General features: G+C 76.0%; 9 protein-coding genes and 1 pseudogene. 2 read left to right on the top strand and 8 right to left on the bottom strand.

Annotation, left to right across the window (positions count from 1 at the left end; genetic code table 11):
- The 6 genes and pseudogenes from AB0K92_RS26535 to AB0K92_RS26560 form a co-directional block, all read right to left on the bottom strand.
- Positions 1-584: pseudogene (locus AB0K92_RS26535) on the bottom strand (hypothetical protein); the annotation flags it as partial.
- Positions 581-4,531 carry a DUF5682 family protein gene (locus tag AB0K92_RS26540; protein WP_365926899.1) on the bottom strand — a complete coding sequence of 1,317 codons (3,951 nt, stop codon included), beginning with the start codon at positions 4,529-4,531 and terminating at the stop codon, positions 581-583. The pseudogene AB0K92_RS26535 and the gene AB0K92_RS26540, both read right to left, overlap by 4 nt.
- A gap of 11 nt (positions 4,532-4,542) precedes the next feature.
- The gene (locus tag AB0K92_RS26545) at positions 4,543-5,712 is read right to left on the bottom strand and encodes an AAA family ATPase (protein ID WP_365926814.1); all 1,170 of its coding nucleotides are present in this window, start codon (positions 5,710-5,712) and stop codon (positions 4,543-4,545) included.
- Between the two features lie 223 nt (positions 5,713-5,935).
- Positions 5,936-11,239, bottom strand: coding sequence for a hypothetical protein (locus tag AB0K92_RS26550; protein WP_365926816.1), 5,304 nt, complete (start codon positions 11,237-11,239; stop codon positions 5,936-5,938).
- A complete protein-coding gene (locus AB0K92_RS26555) occupies positions 11,236-12,090 on the bottom strand; it encodes a DUF4132 domain-containing protein (protein WP_365926818.1) in 855 nt (284 codons plus the stop codon). Before AB0K92_RS26555 ends, AB0K92_RS26550 begins: the two co-directional genes overlap by 4 nt.
- Before the next feature lie 164 nt (positions 12,091-12,254).
- Entirely contained in the window at positions 12,255-12,428 is a 174-nt protein-coding gene (locus AB0K92_RS26560) for a hypothetical protein (RefSeq protein WP_365926820.1), read from the bottom strand.
- A 112-nt stretch (positions 12,429-12,540) separates the two neighbouring features.
- Here AB0K92_RS26560 and AB0K92_RS26565 point away from each other — a divergent pair, with 112 nt between their 5' ends.
- Together AB0K92_RS26565 and AB0K92_RS26570 are read left to right on the top strand one after the other, a co-directional pair.
- Complete coding sequence (locus tag AB0K92_RS26565) at positions 12,541-12,789, top strand: hypothetical protein (protein WP_365926822.1); 249 nt, start codon at positions 12,541-12,543, stop codon at positions 12,787-12,789.
- A gap of 107 nt (positions 12,790-12,896) precedes the next feature.
- Entirely contained in the window at positions 12,897-13,745 is an 849-nt protein-coding gene (locus AB0K92_RS26570; protein WP_365926824.1) for an MBL fold metallo-hydrolase, read from the top strand.
- Positions 13,746-14,035: 290 nt separating this feature from the next.
- Here the strand turns inward: AB0K92_RS26570 and AB0K92_RS26575 are convergent, their stop codons facing one another.
- Both AB0K92_RS26575 and AB0K92_RS26580 read right to left on the bottom strand, forming a co-directional pair.
- A complete protein-coding gene (locus AB0K92_RS26575) occupies positions 14,036-14,830 on the bottom strand; it encodes an SDR family oxidoreductase (RefSeq protein ID WP_365926826.1) in 795 nt (264 codons plus the stop codon).
- 39 nt (positions 14,831-14,869) lie between these two features.
- Positions 14,870-15,835 carry a nitronate monooxygenase gene (locus tag AB0K92_RS26580; protein ID WP_365926828.1) on the bottom strand — a complete coding sequence of 322 codons (966 nt, stop codon included), beginning with the start codon at positions 15,833-15,835 and terminating at the stop codon, positions 14,870-14,872.
- Positions 15,836-15,921: the final 86 nt, after the last annotated feature.

The raw sequence follows: 15,921 nt of genomic DNA on the forward strand, positions 1-15,921 counted from the left end.
CGCAGCAGCTCCGCCTGGAGCACGGCGCCGGCACCGTCCGTGCCGGCTTCCAGGACGGCGGCCGTCGCGGCGTGCACCGCTGCGGCGGCGGCGCGCTGGTCCTCGGTGGCCGACTCGGGCTCCGGGTGCCCGGTCCGCCCCGCCGCCCCGGCCGGCTGTCCCGTGCGCGGCGGCGCCTCGGACTCCGGTCCCGTGGCGCGCTGCTCGTTCCCGGCCTCGGCGGGTTCGGCGGCCGGGGGGTGCGCGGCGGCCGGGGGATGCCCGGCGGCTGGGGGGTGCGCGGCGGCGGGGGGATGCTCGGCGACCGGCGCGGCGCAGGCCGCCGCCGCGCGGTGCAGGCAGTCGGGGGCGAGCAGACATGCGCAGCGGATCGCGTCCGCGCTGGACACCGCCCCGCCGGACACGTGCAGGACGACGTCCGTCTCGTCGTCGACGGCGATCCGTACGAGGTCGCCCTCACGGACCACCGGGCGGGCCGCGAGCTTGGCGACACCGGCGTCCAGCCGCTTGCGCAGGCGCGGCGAGAGCGCCTCGACGAGTTCGGCGGTGACGGACGGGGCGACCGGAGGCAGATCCGGGCTCATGCGATCTTCTCCCCTACCCAGCGGGCGAGTTCGAGCGGACTGAGAGCGGCGACGGGCATCCCCGCGGCGACGAGCTGACCGGCGACCCCGGTGGAGTAGCGGGGCCGGCCCGTGTCGTCCAGGCTGGCGCAGCCCAGGACATGGCAGCCGGCCGAGACCAGCGCGCGCACCTCGGCGAGCAGACCGCCGAGCGGATAGCCCTCCTCGAAGTCGCTGACGACCACGACGAGGGTGCGCGACGGCACGGTGACCAGCTCACGCGCGTGCCGCAGACCGGCCGCGATGTGCGTACCACCGCCCACGCTCACCTCCAGCAGCAGCGACAGCGGATCGTCCACGTGCCCGGTGAGGTCGATGACCTCCGTGGAGAACGCCAGGAAGTGGGTGGACAGCGTCGGCACGCCCGCCAGCACCGAGGCGGTCAGCGCGGCCCACACCGTGGACGCCTCCATGGACCCCGACACGTCGGTGACCAGGATCAGCCGCCAGTCGGCGCTCCGGCGCGCCCGGGTGCGGAAGACGGGCCGCTCGGGGATCACCCGGACCGTGCCGTCCGGGGCGCGGCGCGCGGTCGCCAGGTTGGCCCGCAGGGTGCGGGGCAGGTCCAGGCCGCCGCCGGGCCGCCTGCTGGGGCGGGGGAGGGCCGTGCCGTGCAGGGCGGGGCGCAGACGGGTGGCCAGTTCCCGGGTCAGCGCGTCGACCAGGCGCCGGACGAGCGGGCGCAGCGCGGCCAGCCGGGCCTCGGGCAGCCCGCCCGCGTGGTGCAGCACGGTCCGCAGCAGGTCCACCGAGGGCCGCACGCTGTCCGCGTCCAGTTCGGCGAGCACGTCCCGGCGGCCCGTCGCGGCGACCGCGGCCAGCACCTCTTCGCGGATGCCCGGCCCGAACAGCGCGGCCAGCTCCTCGGACCACTCCCGCACGCCGGGGTACGGTGCCTCCCGCCCGCCGCCGGTTCCCCGGCCCGTCAGGTCCCCGCGGCTGCCCTCACCGCGTCCGCTGCCGTACAGCTCGTCCAGCGCGGTCGCCAGCGGCGCCAGGGACGCCGGGAGCCGTTCCGTACGGCGGCCGAGGAGCAGGCGCCAGCGGTCGGCGGGGGCGAGGTGGTGATCGTCGGTTCGGGGTGCGGCCGGGAAAGGGGCGCCGACGTCGGCCGTCGTGCCGACCGGCGCAACGGTGCCGCCGGGCTCGGCGCTTGCTGCCGACTTGCCGGCCCCTGCCGGGGCGGCGGTCCGTGCCGGGTCGACGTCCCCCGTCGGGTGGCTGTTCGGTGCCGGCGCGTCCCCTGCCGGGCTGCCGTCCCCTGCCGCGCTGCCGTCCTCTGCCGGGCTGCCGTTCGCTGCCGGGCCGTTCCCTGCCGGGTCTATGTCCTCTGCCGGGCTGCCGTCCTCTGCCGGGCCGCCATTCCCTGCCGAGCCGCCGTCCCCAGCCGGGCGGGCGTCCCCCGCCGGGCGGCCGTCCCCCGCCTGGCCGGCGCTCACCGCGGGCAGGAGGCCCAGTGACCGCAGGGTCTCGCGCGCCGTGAAGTCCGCCTGGGTCCACAGCGCGAGCGCGGCCGGGTCGACGCCGTGCGTGTCGGTGACCCGCTCGGTGTCGAGGCGCTGCTCCACGGCGGCCAGGAGCCGGTCGCGGGCCGCGGGGCTGAGGGTGTCGAAGCCGCCGCGCAGCGCGGGGAGCCGGTCGAGGAACGCCCGGTCGGGCAGCTCGGACACCCGGGCGAGCAGCGGCTCCAGCGCGGGCGCCGCCGCCTCCAGCAGCGGACCCGCGGCGGTCAGCAGCCCGCCGAGCCGGGCGGTCAGCGCGGCGCGGGAGTCGGGGTCGGTGGCCCCGTCGACCCAGGAGGCCACCCGGTCGCCGAAGACCCGCGCGTCCTCCTGCCCCAGGAGCACGCGCACGGCACCGGCGGCACCGCGCATCAGCGGGGAGCCGTCGGCGGCCAGACGGGCCAGCGCGTCGGCGAGCCGGATACCGCCCGGCACGTCCGCTCGGTGGGCCAGTTCGAGCAGGGCACGGGCGTCGGCGGGGTCCTCGGACCCGGCCAGCCCGTCCACCTGCCGTACCGCCGCGGCCGTCAGCAGCTCGGCGACGGCGGCCACCCTCGCCACCCGGCGCGCCTCGGCGTCCAGCCCGGGAACGTGCCCGGCCCGCAGCCGGTCCAGCAGGGCCAGAGCGGCCAGCAGCTCCGGCAGGGTACCGGCCTGGGGCAGGACGTCCGCGACCTCGTCGAGCCGCTCGTCCGCCAGTCCGGGCAGGCCGCACTCCGCCGCCTGCCCGAGCCCCGCGACAGCCTGTGCGGCCGTCGGACCGCCCTCGTCCCGCTCGGCGCGCCACCGCTCCCGCAGGACCCCTTCGGCGGCCTGCGCGGCGGTCACCCCGCGCACACCGGCCGCGGTCAGCATGGCCGCCGTGGCGGGCGTCCACCGCACCTCCCAGCGGGTGGTCAGCGCCTCGGTGCCGCCCGCGCCGACGACCTCCTTGGCCTCCCCGTACGGCACCCCGCACACCGTCAGCCGGCGCAGCAGCAGCTCCCGGCTCCGGTCGAGGCCGGAGCGCAGTGGATCCAGCCGCAGGTCGCGCGAGGTGCCGGAACCCGTCTCCGGACCGGGCAGGCCCAGCCGCGCCACCTCCGCCTCGACCGCCGGGGCGAGACCGCTGCGCGGCGCCTGCGGGGCGGGGCGCCCGCTGCGCGTGCCGACGAGCACCCGCTCCATCGCCCGCGCGACCGCCCGGCCCCGCCCGTACGGCTCGCCCTGCGCGAGCACCGTCTGCACCGCCTCGACCAGCTCACCGCGGCCCGCCGCGGGCAGGCCGCGCAGCCGGGCCAGGTCCGAGGCGAGCCGGCTGATCTCGCGCGCGTCGGCGGGGCCCGAGGGGTGGCCGAGGGCGCGCAGTTCGGCGCAGACGCGGACGGCCGCCCGCGTCAGCGCCTCCTCCAGCGCCGCCGGATCGCCGGCCGCGCGCAGGACCATGTCCTGCCACTCCGGGTCCCGGATGCCGGCCGGATAGCCGGACCGCTCATCGAGGAGGGCGTACGTGTACGGGATCAGCGAGGTCGTCCAGGCGGCATCGGTGCCCGCGGCGCCCTGCCGTGCGACCGCCGGGACGGAATCGGTGCCTGCAGCCTCCCCCCGTACGACCGCCGGAGCGGAATCGGTGCCTCGGGCGTCCCGTCGTACGACCCCCGCACCGGAACCGTCACTTCCGGTGTCCTGTCCCACCAGCGCCGGAGCGTGGAACGCGCCGACCACCACGGCCGCCCGCTCGCCCCGCGCCGTCGCCTCGGCGAGCCGGTCCCGCATCCACTGCTCGCGCCGCAGGTCCAGCTCCGGCACCCCGCCGGAGGCGATCGCGTCCTCGCGCAGCGCCCACCCGGTGAGCAGGGCCGCCCGGCGCAGTGCCTCCGGCGGGGAACCGGGAGCCGTGGCCTCCACGAGACGGTCCCACAGGTCGTCCCCGGGACGCCCCGTCAGCCGGGCCCGCAGCGCGGTGCCCAGACCGGGGCCGCCGGGATGGCGCCCCGCGGTCTGCCGCCCCTCACGCCACGCGCGGTCGGCGAGCGGCAGATCACAGGCGACCACCGGCACCCCGTGCCGGGCGGCCCAGCGCACGGCGGCCAGCTCGGGCGAGAAGTCGGCGAACGGGTAGAACGCCGGCCCCTCACCGCCGCCGTCGCCGGGTGCGGCTGCCAGGGCTACCGGGGCCCGCGTCTCCGCGTGCCCCAGCCAGGGCAGCCACTCCTGCATCTCGGCGGGCAGTTCGACGAGCAGCACGTCCGGCTTCGCCGCGTCCAGCAGCGCCGGCACGGCGGCGGCCAGGGAGGGCGCGTGGTGCCGTACGCCGATGAGGCAGGGCGCGGACGGGCCGGTGAGCGCGGCGAGCGCCTCGTCGGGCGAGAGGCGCGCACCGCCGGGAGAGGGCGCGCCGGTCGCGGCGGCGGGCCCGTGGGACAGGGACACGGTGCTCAGCCCTCCAGGACCGTACGCAGGTCCCACAGGGTGCGCCAGGTGGCGGAACCCTGCTCGGCGCGGCGCCGCACCGGACCGTCCCAGTAGCCGCGCAGCCGGGCGGCGTCCGCGGGGTCGTCCTTGCGGACCACGCCCAGCAGATGCCCCGGCAGCAGGCCGAGCACGTCACGGTCGCCCGGGAAGTACGCCGCCGCCAGCGCGAGCGCCCCGGCGACCGAGACGGCCTCCGCGGTGCTCATCACCGTGGACGGCCGCTCCACCTCCCAGCCCTCCGCCGAGCGGCCCTCACGCAGGTCCCGGAAGGCGGTGACCAGGGCCTCCAGGACGGCGTCGTCGACCTGGAACGGCGCCCCGGCGCGCGCCACGGACGCCTGCGCCTGGCCGCGCACCAGCGCGATCTCCGCGTCGATGTCCCCGATGGGGCCGACCGTCTCGAAGTTGAAGCGGCGCTTGAGGGCCGCGGACATCTCGGAGACGCCCTTGTCGCGCAGGTTGGCGGTGGCGATGAGGTTGAAGCCGGGCGCCGCGTGCGCCAGGGCGTCCTCGGTGCCCGCCAGTTCGGGCACCGCGATCCGCCGCTCGGAGAGCAACGACACCAGGGAGTCCTGCACTTCGGGCAGGCAGCGCGTGACCTCCTCGACGCGGGCGATGGCGCCCCGCGACATCGCGGTCAGGACGGGAGAGGGCACGAGTGCTTGCCGGCTCGGTCCCTGCGCCAGCAACAGGGCGTAGTTCCAGCCGTACTTCAGCTGGTCCTCGGTCGTTCCCGCCGTCCCCTGCACCACCAGGCCGCTGGTGCCGCACACGGCGGCGGACAGCAGCTCCGACAGCATCGACTTGGCCGTGCCGGGCTCGCCGACGAGCAGCAGACCGCGCTCCCCGGCGAGCGTCACCACGCACCGCTCGACCAGCGCCCGGTCACCGACGAACTTCCCCTCGACCACCAGCCGGCGCGGCACGCCGTCCGGCACCGGCGCGTCGTCCGGCAGCTTTAGGGCCTGGCCGTCGCTGCCCATGACGAACGTGACGACCGCGCGGGGCGTGAGCCGCCACGCGGGCGGACGCGGCCCGTCGTCGTACGCGGCGAGGAAGGCCAGCTCGGTCGCGTACCGGTCCTCGGGCGGGACGATCTGACGGGCCGGGGCGGGGGAGAGGGTGGTGGTCATCGGCTGGGGTTCTTCCGGACGTGGGTGGACAGAGGTCGGGTGCCGGGGTCATCGGCCGACCGTGACCGACCATCGGCCGGGCGTGGGCGGTCATCGGCCGGGCGTGGGCGGTCATCGGCCGGGCGTGGGCGGTCATCGGCCGGGCGTGGGCGGGCGATGGCCGGCGGCGGGCCGGCGGTGGCCGCAGGTGACTGGGGAGCGGCCGGAGGCCGGTCGGTCGCGGTCACCTGCGGCGGCCCTTGCGGGTCGCCCGGGTGGTCAGTTCCTCGTAGGCCGGGGCGTCACCGGCGCGGACGCGGTCCCAGGCGCGCTGGAACAGCTCCGGCACCGGTATCAGCGGCACCGCGCGGGCGTGCGTGCCGACCGGGTAGAGGCCCTGCTTCCAGACCTCGACCGGCAGCGCGGGCGACTTCAGGTCGAGCCAGCCGCACGGCAGGAAGAGGGTGCGTCCGGCGCGCGCCCGCTTGGCCTCGACGACCAGGCCGCTCGCCGCGAGTTCCGCGCGCGCCTTCTTCATGCGGGCCGGCTTCCAGCCCGTCCAGCGGGCGCAGTTGCGGTCCGTCGGGTCGGGCAGGGCCAGCAGCTGCAGATAGAGCGCCGCCGCGTCCTCGCCCAGGCCGTGGGCCCGCGCGACCTCGGCGACCAGGCCGGGCACGCTGACGGCCGGATCCTGGGCGTACCCGGTGGCTTCCCGCGCATCCGTTCCAGCCGCGACCGCGCGGGTGAGGTCCTCGCTCAGGATCGTCCGCAGCGCCCGCATACCGTGGCCCTGCGCCGGCCCCATCAGACCCTCGACCAGCCCGAACACCGGGTCGTCCGCGCTCGTGAGGGCACCCGTGCGGACCAGGACGGCCTCGTGCTCGCCGTACCAGGGCCGCAGCACCAGCGCCTCGCCCACGGCGGTCAGACCCCGCCCGTCGGCACCGCCGGCCGGCGGCATGCCGTACGCCTTGCGCAGTTCCACGGCGGCCGACGTGCCCTTCTCCGTCCACGCCAGGTCCAGGTCGAGCAGCAGCCCCGGGTCCGCGACACGGCGGCGCAGCGCGGTCAGCGCGCCGGGCAGGGCGGCGCGCAGGGGATGCCCGTACGGCAGGGAGTAGGCGAGCCCGGTCAGGGCGGCCAGGGCACGCGACAGGTCGTAGCGGCCCGGCACCGCCTGCGGGTCCTCCGCCACCAGCTCGCCGTCCTTGCCGAGCCGCTGCACGGTGGTGCGGCTGAGCCACGGTGTGCGCTGCGGGTTCAGCACCTCCTCGGCGGAACCCGTGGGCAGCCCGGCCAGCGACTGCTCCCCGGCCAGCTCCTCGGGCAGGCGGACGACCCCGGCGAGCCGCTCGGCCCACACCCGGCCCGCCGCCGCCGTGTCCGGCCCGGCCGTCCACAGGTCCGCAGGGTTCTCGGGCAGCAGCGCGCCGACGAGCGCCGTCCGGTCGTCCGGCGCGAGCCAGCCCAGCAGCGTGTCGCCGAGCTCCTTCTGCCGCGGCTTCAGACCGGTCGCGGCGATCACCTCGTCGGTGAGCTGGGCCGGTCTGCCCGCGACCAGCAGCGCCGCCTGCACGGGCCCCAGTCCGTCCCGCGTCGCGGCGACCAGGGCGGCGGGCGCGTCCGGCTGCCAGGGCGCGGGCCCCTTCTCGCGGATCAGCGCGGTCACCGCGGCCAGCGCGTCGGCCGGGAACACCGGCGGGTACGCGGTCTCCCGCTCCAGCGTGAAGTGCGCGACCGCGCCGAACACACCGGCCGGGTCGTGGTCCAGGGCCAGCCAGTGCACCCGCCCGTCGCGGTGGTCGACGCTCTGGCAGCCGAGGACGACGACGGTACGGCCGTCCCGGCGCAGCACCTGGCCGGCCCGCTCCTGCCCGCTGTGCGGCTCGCTCAGCACGACCTCACGCAGCGCCCCGGCGGACGCGGCCAGGGGCCCTTCCGTGATCGCGTCGAAGAGCAGCAGCAGTGCCTCGCGGTGCGTCGGCGTCACGGTCGGCGACGCGGCGCGGTAGGCGAGCGGGCGCAGCAGCGTGAGCACGGAAGGCCACAGCAGACCGATGAGGGGAACCGTGAACTCGTCGCTGCGCCACCCGCCGGCGGGCCCACCGGTCCCGGTGGCTCCAGCGGTCCCGGCGGCCGTTACAGCCCCGGCGCCGGCGAGCCGGGCGGACTCGGGCAGGGGCTTGCCGTCGGCCGGCTTGCCCGACAGGACGTGGTTCACGGCGCGGATCTGCCGCAGCGCGTTCCAGCGCTGGTCGCTGCCCCACCAGCCCTGGAGGACGACGAGCCCGGCCACGGCCTCGCGCAGGGTCTGGTCGTCGCCGTTCTCGGGGCGGTAGTCGGCGAACATGCCCTCGGCGCGCTTGACGTCCGCCTCCGGCCGTTCCACCGGAGGCGCCACGAACGTGGCGATCGACTCCGCCAGGCGCAGCGCGCCACGCGTGAGACCGGCGACACCGGCGAGCACGTGCGGCTCGGTGAGCGCGGGCAGACAGCGCGAGACGGTCTCCCGCAGGACCTCCTCGGCGGACGGCACGGCGGGCTGCCCGGCGGCGGCCCCCGTGGCGTTCCCGGCCGCGGACGTCCTCCGCGCGGCCCGCGCACGCGCTGTGCCGGTCCCGCCCGCGGCCGCCGCCCCGGCCTTCGCCAGGGCCGCCGCGGCCGCGGCCTTCGCCTGCCGCTCGGCCAGCGCCTGAGCCCCGGCGCGCAGTACCTCGCCCGCCTCGGCGTCGCTCAGCGCCCGCAGCAGCGCCGACGCGGCCTCGTCGCGGGGCCGCAGCGCGTGCCAGAAGTCGGCCGGGGGAACGAGCCGCGTTCCCGCGGCGAACTCCCCGCCGCGCGACAGCGGCGTCACCCGGCCCGTCTCCCGCACGCCGCCGTCGCCATCGCCGTCCGCCGTGAAGAAAGCGATCTGGCGGTGCAGTGCGACGGCGACCGGCTCGGCGCCGCCGGGCAGCCGCAGCGCGCCGAGCGGAACGCCCGGCATCCGGCCGTGCGCCGTCGCCACGGTGACGGTCCGGCCGTCCGGCGTGCCGACGGTGGTGCGGGCCTCGTCGCCCTCGCCCTCGGTGCGCACCCAGCGGCCGAGCACCGTGCCGTCCGTGCCGAACGGGCTGTGCTCGAGACCGGGCTGGAGCGGCAGCACCGAGCAGTGCTGCTGGACCAGGGTGGCACCCTCGCGGATGCCGGTCCGCAGGAACGCGGGCAGCGAGGCGCGCCCGTGCGTGCCGGTGGCCGGGTCGTACTCCAGCCACACCTGCTGCCGTCCCTGCCGGCCCTGGCGCCAGTACGAGGTGCCGTCGCCGAGGACGGGCCGGGCGGGCGGCAGTTCGGTGTCGCCGGCGTGCAGGGCGCGGCCACCGGTGGCCCGGCCGCCGCCGGGCAGCGGGATCGAGGTGTCGCCCGCTTCCCCGCCGCCGTACCAGCGCTGCAACCGCTCGCCGCCGACGGGGAACACCTCCGACGGGCGCGCCGACCAGTAGCCGTAGTGCTTGCCGTCGTGCCACCACATCACCAGCAGCTCGCCGCCGGTGTAACGGAACGACGGGCGCTGCCAGCGGTCCAGGGTCACGGGCAGGCGCAGGTCGTGCTCCAGCAGGATCTCCTGCGGGCCCACGACGATCGCCTTGTCCCGGCGGGCGACGATCAGCGCCGGCCAGGCCTCCTGGACGGTGAGACTGTCGTCGCGGTCGGTGCGGGTCTCCGCGTCCAGCCGCCGCAGCGCCTCGTCGAGGGCGGGCCAGCCCAGTTCGTCCGGGATGCCGGCGCGCAGGGTGCGGCCGAGCAGCGGCGCGAGCTCGACGGCGGCGACCCGGGCGACGGCCTCGGGGCTGATCCGGGCGGCGACCGCGCGGAACGGGCGCAGCCGCTCCAGCGCGGCGCCCACGGCGGGCAGGGTGGTCGCGCCGGCCAGTTCGGCGGCCGCGTCGTCCAGCCACTCGCGCAGCACGTCGGCGAGGACCGGGTGCCCGGCCAGCCCGTCCAGCAGTGCCGGGCCGGGGCGGTGGCCGCTCAGGTTGCCGACCGCGGTGTACAGCAGGCGCCGGCAGTGCGGATGCGCGGCGACGGCCGTGAGGTCCCGTCGCCCCGGCCGGGTTTCCTGCAGCCACTGGCTGAGCGGCAGGAAGACCTTCCCGTCGGCCGCGGGCAGGGTCAGCGGTATGCCCTGCGCGACGCACAGGTCCAGCAGGTCGAGGTCGGCACCGGCCTGCCAGCGGCCGGAGAACAGGTCGACGGGGCGGCCCTGGGCGCGCAGCCGCGGGGCCATGCGCTCCACGAGGGCGAGGGTGGCGGGGGAGAGCATGCTGTACGCGGCGCCGTGCTTGCGGTGCAGCGCCCAGCGGCCGAGCCACTCCGCCGCGTCGACTCCGTCGGTCCGGCCGGAACCGTCCGTCCCGTAAGGGTCGTTCGTCCCGTGAGGGTCGTTCGTCGTCCCGTCCGCCCTCCCGGTCTCGCCGGTCAGCAGCCGTTCGGCGCCGGTCTCCGCGAGCAGCGCCAGCCAGAACTCGTCGTCGTCGAGGGAGCGGCCGAGACCGGCCGGCATGATCTCCAACAGCCGGGCCCGTACGGCGGGTTGCCGCTCGGCCAGGGTGACGAGCGTCGCCCGGTAGGTGTTCCAGAAGGACGCGGGAGCCCGGACCGCCGCGGGGGAGGCGAGCAGGTCGGCGACCAGGGCGCACTCCTCGGTGACCCGGTCCAGGCCCGCGGCCTTGATCAGGGCGCGCGCGTCCTGGGGCAGCGACGCGTACGGCGGCATACCGGCCGCGCAGCGCTCCACGGTCAACTGCCGGAACTGCGCCCAGGCCTCGGCGGGGCTGAGCCGCGCCGAGAGCGCCTTCACATGTTCCTTGAGCGCCTTCACCGTGAGCGCGCCGGCGAAGGCGAACTCCAGGAACACGGCACGCTGCCGCTCCTCGTCCACGGCCAGCGCGTGCACCCGCTCCGCCTCGCGGGCCTTGCCGAAGAAGGCGGCCGCGTACGTGGTGTTGTCGTGCTGGAGGAAGACGCGGGCGGCCTGCTCGTAGAAGGTGGGCAGGAAGTGCGGCACGGCCCGGCCGAGCCGCTCGCCCAGCGCCTCGAAGCCCTCCTTCGCGGTGCCGGGACGGGACTTGGCCTGCCGGGCCAGCCGCTCGACGTCCTTCACCAGCGCCAGCGCGTGGTGGCCGTTCGCCGGGTCGTTGACCAGGGCCCACGCCGGGAAACCCAGTGCCTCGCGGCGCACTTGCCCGACCTCGCTGGTCTCCCGGGCCCGGACCAGTCCGAGGAAGTCCATGGCGAGGTCTTCCGCCTCGCCCAGGGTGCCCGGCACCAGCCGTACGATCGTCCGCTGGTCCAGCGCGGGGTGCGTGTACGTGCGCACGGTCAGGACGTCGGCGTCCTCGCGGTCCGTGGTGCCCGGGGGCAGGATCGCGCCGGCGTCGAGCAGCGCGGCCGACGTGGCGGCGTCGTAGGTGAACCCGTCGTACACCGGGCCGCCGTTCGCGGACCCCTCGTACTCCACTCCGCCGTGGGTGGATCCGCCGTGCGTGATCGCGTCGTTGACCGTCATGCCGCGCGCTCCTCGTCCTCGATGTCGCGCCCGGCATACAGTGCGGCCGCCATACGCATGCCCTCGGACCAGGCAACGGGTCCGATCTGTCCGAGCTTCAGCACCCGGCCGGCCGGGTCGGTGAAGACCAGGGGGCCGGTCTCCGTCTCCTCGTAGCCGTCGTAGTCGCCGACCCACACGCGGGCCTCGACCGTGTGGCCGTCCTCCAGTACGGAGCACACGGCGTGGCCGCCGCGCACGCGGTAGCCGAGCTGGGTCGCCCGGCCGTGCAGGAAGCGCAGTTCCTTGAAGGCGCCTCCCGCGTAGGTCTCGACGGAGGTCGCGTCGGCGTCGAGCGCGGCGGGCCGCCGCCACACCTCGCGGAAGAGCTGCTGGGCGCGCTGTTCCACGCCCAGCTCGACGGCGAACTCCCGCAGGTCCTCCAGGTCGTCGAGGAGAACGGGGTGCGGCAGGCGCACCAGCCGGGGGGTGAGGCGGACGGTGTCACCGTCGAGGTCGACGAGGCCGAGGCCGCGCTCGGCGTCGGCGTCCCGCAGGAACCCGGCGACCGCACCGTCGGCCCCCGTGACCACCACGTCGCGCAGGGCGGCCCGCCACGCCGGGTCCGGCCACACCCGCACCAGGACGGCGAACGGCACCGGCAGCGAGCGCACCATCCACCGCTCCACGTCGGCCAGGCACTGCCGTTCGTGGCGCTCCAGCCACTCGGCGAGCTGACGCAGCCCCACCACCGCCGGATCATCGGCGATCTTCGGCGGTACGGACTTCAACTTCCGCCCGGCCGCGTTGCGGCACACCACCTTGCCGTCGTCGAGGGCGACCTCATAGCCGCCGGCCGACACCCACCCCATCGATGTGCCTCCCGCACCCGCAGTGATCAAGTGACGGGAACTGTAGAGCAGGGCACTGACAACGGGGTTCGGGGGTCAGACGGCGCTCTCCTTTTTGCCCGGGTCTTCGGGGCGCCGGGTCTCCGGGCGCAGGGGCTCCAGGGCTTCTCCTGGCCCGTGAGCCGCTACTTCTCCTCCTCGAAGTCCTCCGACCTGACACCTGCCTCCTCCAGCGCCTCCTGCATGCTGCGGCCGGCGCCCTCCTCGTGCTTCGCCTGGCTGCGCCCCTGGTCGGGGCGCGCGGCCGAGGTGTCCTCGGTCTTCCCCGTCTTCGGGCGGTTCTCGTCGGGGACGGTCATGTCTCTCATTCCTTCGTACGGCCGGGATCCGGTCTTCGATCGACGCGTGCCCGAGTACCCGTCCGAGGGTCTGGCACTGCATAGCGTCGGCGTGCCGGGTTACCCGCAAGGCATGACCAAACCTGACAAAAAGCCCGAATCCGAGATCCGTGAGGACGAGGAGAAGCGCGCGGAGTCCCAGCCCTTCAGCTACCCGTACCCCGAGCGGCGCTCGAACGTGCGCGCCGTCCGGCACATCAGCCGCGCCGAGGCGGACGAGGACAGTGTCCCGGGCGTCCCCGGCGGTTACGGCACCAGCGGTGGCGGCCAGCCCAGCCGTACCAGCAGCGGAGCCGACGAGGCGGACCCCGACCAGCACTGAGAACCACCGAGATCACCGAGAACCGCTGAGAACCAGCGAGAACCACGACGACGCCCTGCACGGGGCCGTCCGCGGCCCCGTCGGGCAGAACGGTCACGGCGCGCATCATGGACGACGACACCACCGACGGCGCGGTCGAACTGCACTTCATCGGCAACGCGACCGTCCTGCTGCGCTACGGCGGACTCACCCTGCTCACCGACCCCAATTTCCTGCACCGGGGGCAGTACGCCTATCTCGGCTACGGCCTGCTCAGCCGCCGCCTCACCGAGCCCGCGCTCGGTCCCGGCGACCTGCCCCGACTCGACGCGATCGTCCTCTCGCACCTGCACGGCGACCACTGGGACCGCCGGGCCCGCCGCGAACTGGACCACACCGTCCCCGTGCTCACCACGCCGCACGCCGCACGCAGGCTCCGCGTGGTGCACCGCTTCCCCCGCACCGCGGGCCTGCGCACCTGGCAGGGGTTGACCCTCCGGCGCGCTGACGACCAGGTGCGGGTGACGGCGCTGCCGGGACGCCACGCGGGGCACCCCGTGCTGCGCGGCCTGCTGCCGCCGGTGATGGGCAGCATGCTGGAGTTCGGTCCCGCCGGAGGACCGCCCAGGATGCGCCTGTACGTCTCCGGCGACACCCTCGTCCACGACGGCCTCGACGAGATCGCCCAGCGCTTCCCGGCCGCCGACCTGGCCATCCTCCACCTCGGTGGCACCCGCCTGCCCGGCGGCTTCGTGGTCACCATGGACGGCGCCCAGGGAGCGGAGCTGGCGCGCCGCCTCGACCCGCGCCTTCTGCTGCCGGTCCACTACGGCGACTACACGGTCATGCGGTCGCCCCTGGAGGCGTTCCTCACCGAGATCGAGGCGCTCGGCCTCGGCGACCGCGTCGTCCACTGCGGCCACGGCCACCGCGCCCGCATCACCCCCACCCTCGGAGCGGCCCCGACGATCCTCTGACGGCGCACACCTCCCGACGACCGCCGCCTGCCGCGGCCAGTAAGCGTCGCTCCTTCTCTTCCCCCACGGCCGCGCCGAACCGTCTGCGAACCGGTTCCCGGGCCCGCTCCCGCACGGGAATCGCCCCGCGTGGGTCCGCCGGACGCGCCGGCGGGCACCTCTCGAACCGTGCACCGCACTCCTGCACCGCACTCAGGGAAGAGATCGATCGTGCCCGCGACCGCCACCACCGCGCAGCAACTGGCCGCCGAGGGCGACCGGCTGCTCGCCGCGACCGGGGGCACCGTTGGTCAGGGAAGGATCGAGTCGACGTATCCGCCGTCGACCCGCAGTGCTCCGCCCGTCGTGGCCGAGGCCTGCTCGGAGCTGAGGTAGACGACCATGTGGGCGATCTCCTCCGGCTCGATCAGCCGTTGGAGCAGGGACTGCGGACGGTGCTCGCGCATGAACCTGCGCTGGGCCTCGTCCCAGGGCAGGTCCCTGTCCACGAGTTCGTACACGAAGTCCTCGACGCCGCCGGTGTGGGTGGGCCCGGCGATGACGGAGTTCACCGTCACCCCCGTGCCCGCCGCCTTCTTGGCGAAGCCGCGGCTCACCGCCAGCAGCGCGGTCTTCGACATGCCGTAGTGGATCATCTCGGCCGGGATGACGACCGCCGAGTCGCTGGCGACGTACTGGATCCGGCCCCAGCCGCGCCCGGTCATCCCGGGCAGGTACTGCCGGGTCAGCCGTACGGCGGCCAGCACGTTCACCTCGAAATAGCGCCGCCACTCGTCGTCGGTGATCTCCAGCGGGTCGGCGGCGCCGAAGACCCCCAGGTTGTTGACGAGGATGTCCACCCGGGGCAGCAGCTCCGCCACCCGGGCCGTCCCGTCCTCGGTGGTCACGTCGGCGGCCACCGGCACCAGGTCGGCGCCGGGTGCCTGCCCGGCCAGTGACTCCACGCTCCGGGCCACTCGCCGCTCGTCACGGCCGTTGACGCCCACCCGGGCCCCGGCCCGGGCGAGGGCCACGGCGATCGCCGCGCCGATGCCCTGGGTGGAGCCGGTGACCAGCGCGGTGCGTCCTGTCAGGTCGATGTGCATGGGGCGGCGGGTTCCCTTCGCGGGCGGACGGATGCCGGGTCAGCGTGGAGCGGGGGGCGCGCACGCCCCGGCGGCCCGGCGCAGGACGGCCTCCGCGTCGGCGACCGTCCGCCGTACGATCTCGGCCGCCGGGAGGACGTCGTGGACGAGCGCCGCGGACTGCCCGGTGAACGGCAGGAACTCGTGCCCCCGTCCGCCGCGCATGGCCTCCAGCAGCCGGGGGCCGGCCTCCTCCGGGTCCACCCGCTCGGGATGCTCTTCGGCCTCCTCGACGAACGGCGTGCGCAGGGAGCGGGGAACGCCGTAGGCGCCCGGCCGGGAGAACGGCGGCAGGTACCGGTCGCTGTGGGCCAGTTTGATCGTGTCCCGCGCGTCGGCGGCGACGATCCGCTCCTTCCACTCCCCGGCGATCCGCATCTCCACCGAGGCGAGCAGCCGGGTACCGATGACCACGCCCTGAGCGCCCAGCGCCAGCGCCGCCGCCAGCCCCCGGCCGTCGGCGATCCCGCCTGCGGCGACGACCGGGATGTCTCCCGCGACATCGACCACCTGGGGCACCAGCACCATGGTGGACACCTCGCCGCCCGCCTCGCCGCCCTGCGCGACGATCACGTCCACGCCCGCGCGTACGGCTTGTCCGGCCTGGTCCACATCCATCACCTGCTGGATCCACAGCACGCCCGCGTCATGCGCGCGCCGCACCAGGTCCTCGGGCACCCCGAGGTGGAACGAGACGGCCGCGGGACGTTCGGCCAGGGTCGCCTCGAACGCCTCCTCGTTCAACGGCCGCAGGGTGTGGTTGATCGCGAACGGCCGGTCGGTCGACTCCCGCATCCGTGCCCACTGACGCCGCAGATCGGGCAGCGGGCGCACCGCCGTGCCCAGACTGCCGAGCCCTCCCGCCTCGCACACCGCGGCCGCGACCTCGACCTGATCGAACGGCCCGAACGGCGCACCGATGACCGGCACCTCGATCCCCAGCACGTCGCACAGCCGCGTCCGCACGGTTGCCACCTCCTCCGGGCACCGCGGACGGGAGCAGCGGGGCCACTGCCGACCATGCTGCCCCGCGGCCCGCCCCGGCGCATGAC

This window comes from Streptomyces sp. NPDC052687, from assembly GCF_040678395.1.
Classification (GTDB): Bacteria; Actinomycetota; Actinomycetes; order Streptomycetales; family Streptomycetaceae; genus Streptomyces.